3 protein-coding genes are annotated in these 3,157 nt (G+C 49.1%); 2 read left to right on the top strand and 1 reads right to left on the bottom strand.

Annotated elements, in window-relative coordinates:
* Window positions 1–150: 150 nt before the first annotated feature.
* Window positions 151–1,584 (bottom strand): right-handed parallel beta-helix repeat-containing protein, encoded by a 1,434-nt coding sequence (locus G519_RS0138085; protein WP_036635533.1) that lies wholly within the window; start codon window positions 1,582–1,584, stop codon window positions 151–153.
* A gap of 163 nt (window positions 1,585–1,747) precedes the next feature.
* Here G519_RS0138085 and G519_RS0138080 point away from each other — a divergent pair, with 163 nt between their 5' ends.
* Both G519_RS0138080 and G519_RS0138075 read left to right on the top strand, forming a co-directional pair.
* Window positions 1,748–2,458 carry a response regulator transcription factor gene (locus tag G519_RS0138080; RefSeq protein WP_029198992.1) on the top strand — a complete coding sequence of 237 codons (711 nt, stop codon included), beginning with the start codon at window positions 1,748–1,750 and terminating at the stop codon, window positions 2,456–2,458.
* Window positions 2,455–3,157, top strand: a 703-nt coding sequence (locus tag G519_RS0138075; RefSeq protein ID WP_029198991.1) for a HAMP domain-containing protein, incomplete at its 3' end; no start/stop codon positions are given. The genes G519_RS0138080 and G519_RS0138075, both read left to right, overlap by 4 nt.

Raw genomic sequence — 3,157 nt, 5'->3', positions numbered from 1 at the left:
ACGGGCAGGATAGCGGAATAATTATACTCGTGTAGAACATGTTTAACACTAAAATAAACACCAGAATGTATATGTAACAAAAATGAGCATAGACAATAGCGACCAACTTCAACGCCTACACACGGCTTAGCGTTGAAATTGGCCATTTCTTTATTTGCCCGAAGATATAATGGACAAGTCTGAATTCAGGTCATTCCCTGTCTGTATTTGATACATACTGAAGTCGTCAAAGATTTCGCCTTTCCATATCCAATGCGCTTGCTCTTTGCTGATATATTGATTGAAGTCAACTGTGTTTCCTTCATTTTGCGGAAACTCGTTTGTAATCATGAGTCCATCTTCATTGGCTCTGATGCTATTATTGCGCAATTCGTTGTTTCTTGTGTCGAAGGCGAAATTGATTTCACCGTAACCGAGATGATGGGAATTGTTTTCTATTAACTCGTTCTCTTTAATGATGCAATCCGACGTCCCCCCACGACTTTCGTCATAGCCGCCAAGTGTAATGCCTGCCGCCCGATTGTGATAAATCCTGTTGAGCGATACCTCCACTTCTGTAGTCAGACCGCCGGCATGCTCGCTTGCCAGTTCAATCCCGTAATCGTTGTCGTGGACGTCATTGTTCATAATGGTGATATTTTTGCCGCCGTCCACGTATATGCCGGCTGCTGAGTATTCATTCCCGTAGGCTGGATTGCCGAAAGAGGAGATATTGTATACATAATTCTCTGCAATCATGCCGTTTCGTGCCTGATCCTGGTCAGGGTTCGGCGCGGTGCCTTCGAACCCAATGACGTCGATGCCGATATTGTTATTATCGTGAACTGTGTTCTGCAGGATACGGAATCCGTCCACATTTCCATTGATCGCCATCGCTTCGCTGGCTCCCAGTTTCAGGTTGTACAACTCATTTTGGATAATGGCAAGATGCTGCAGCGGGGTTGCCGTGTTGCCGTAAACCGCAATGCCATGCGCATTTCCACCGCCTTTCCCATGACCCGCATCTGTACCTATATCGTTGATACGGTTTCCGCTAATTTCAATATTGCTACCACCACCGCTCACACGGATGCCGATGGGGGTGATATCCGCGCTGTCCGTGCGATAATGGCTTATTTCAAGTCCCTCCACGCGCACATAGCTGGCATTGTCGATGTGGATGGCGCCGTCCGCTACAAGCTGCACGCCTGTGCCGTCCAGTATTGCCGTTTGCCCCTCTGCGTTTCGTAAGGTGATGTAGCCTTGGGCTTGCGAGCCGGATTTTGCGATGCGCACGGTTTGGCGATAGCTTCCCTCAAGAAGGTATACGGTGCCACCGGGCTCGACGGAATCAATCGCTTTCTGGATGCTGACGAGAGGCTCATTCACGGTGCCGGGGTTTGTATCGTTTCCTTCCGGGGACACATAGTAATCCCTTGCCGGTGCTCCACTCGCAATTGCCACAGGCAACTGAATCGCCGTCGGCTCCTCAATAGAAGCCGTTTCGTCGTTAGGATATACCATGCTGCACGCGTAAATGGTGCCTGTCGACACTAGTGTGAGAAAGCACGCTCCAAGTATGACCCATTTTGTTTTTTTGCTCATTATTTTCTCATCCTTCACTTGAATTTTTCCCTTCAACTTCATCCTAGCGGATCAAGCTTTCCCGATACATAGCGTAATCTTAAATTTACCTTATTTTTTACCTTTAGCAAAGAAATGAAGGTTATAATGATTATCATCAGAATGGCAAAATGGAGGGCTGGTTATGTCGCATACGATTCTAATCGCGGATGATGAGAAGGAAATCGCCGAGATTCTAAGGCTATATTTCGAAAAGGAAGGCTATCAGGTGATTGAAGCGGGCAACGGGCGCGAGGCGCTGCAGCTGCTGCAAGAGCAGGTTGTTGATTTGGTTGTGATGGATATCATGATGCCGGACATGGACGGGCTGCAAGCCATCCGGCAAATTCGCCGGACTAGGCAGCTGCCGGTGATCCTGCTATCGGCCAAAGGCCAAGATCATGACAAAATACTCGGGCTCGGTATGGGCGCGGACGATTATATGACGAAACCTTTTAATCCTCTTGAGGTTGTTGCACGCGTTCAGGCCCAACTTCGGCGGACATACAACTGGAATGCCGCTCCGACTGCGGTGACGGTATCGTCCCCGATCACGATCGGCAGCTTGACGCTGGATGCAGAGAGCTGCAGCGTTTCCCGCAACGGTGCGGAGGTCACTCTGACTTCAACCGAATTCCGCATGCTGAAGCATTTCATGGAACACTCAGGCCGCGTATTTACTAAACGGCAGCTTTATGAGGCGGTATGGGGCGACATATATGGAGGCGACGACAACACCATTATGGTCTGCATCAGCAAACTGCGGGACAAAATCGAGGACGACCCCGCTCATCCTTATTTAGTGACCATTCGCGGGCTCGGCTATAAATTCGTTAAGAGGATGGGACCTGTGTGAGCAGACAGATTATAAAACTGGCAAACGTTCGCGGCATGATGATCCGTCACTATGTCATTCTTGCCGTTGCCCTTAGTCTGGCCGGCAGCGTCATCGTTTTTTACTTGTTTTATGGGTTGGAGAAAAATTATGATGATTCGCTTACCAACCTCGTGCAAGCCCGTGATGTCGTCGAAGCGCAAGATCTAGGGCCAATCATTAAGCGAATTTCTGAATACGGCGGATGGGTGGAGGTTTTAAACGACAAAAAGGAAGTCGTGCAAACGCTTGGCAAAGAGAAGGAGAGCATAGGGGGCTATACGGAGGACCAACTGCAGCAATTTCTCGCGAATGACCCGAATTCGGATTTCTATTATTCCATTGCTCCGCTAACGGGCGGGGGCCCTTCGGGGTATTATTTGCTTAAACTACCGATGGAGTTGGTGGACGGTAATCACATTGTCAATCCCACCCAGCAAAACCGGGGCATCGCGCTGTACTTGGCGACAGCGATTGGTGCTTTTGCCGCAGTCACTGTGCTGTTCATTTGGGGTTACAGCCGGATTACTTCTGCACGTATCAACAGGCCTCTTGAGCAGCTTCATGCAGGCATGCAAGAAGTGATGGGAGGCAATTACGGTGCCCGGTTGCATTTTGACGCTGCGTACGAATTTCAGAGCATCCGCGATACATTCAACTATATGGTAGACAAGCTGCAAT

The organism is Paenibacillus alginolyticus DSM 5050 = NBRC 15375, assembly GCF_000422905.1.
In the GTDB taxonomy this organism is placed as follows: domain Bacteria; phylum Bacillota; class Bacilli; order Paenibacillales; family NBRC-103111; genus Paenibacillus_E; species Paenibacillus_E alginolyticus.
The sequence above is the reverse complement of the archived record's forward strand: the minus strand, read 5'-3'. Positions and strand labels throughout refer to the sequence as shown.

What these genes read in the sequence shown, in the direction of transcription:
- G519_RS0138085 (WP_036635533.1), bottom strand. Translation starts at nt 1,584, where the DNA reads ATGAGCAAAAAAACAAAATGGGTCATACTTGGAGCGTGCTTTCTCACA.
- G519_RS0138080 (WP_029198992.1), top strand. Translation starts at nt 1,748, where the DNA reads ATGTCGCATACGATTCTAATCGCGGATGATGAGAAGGAAATCGCCGAG.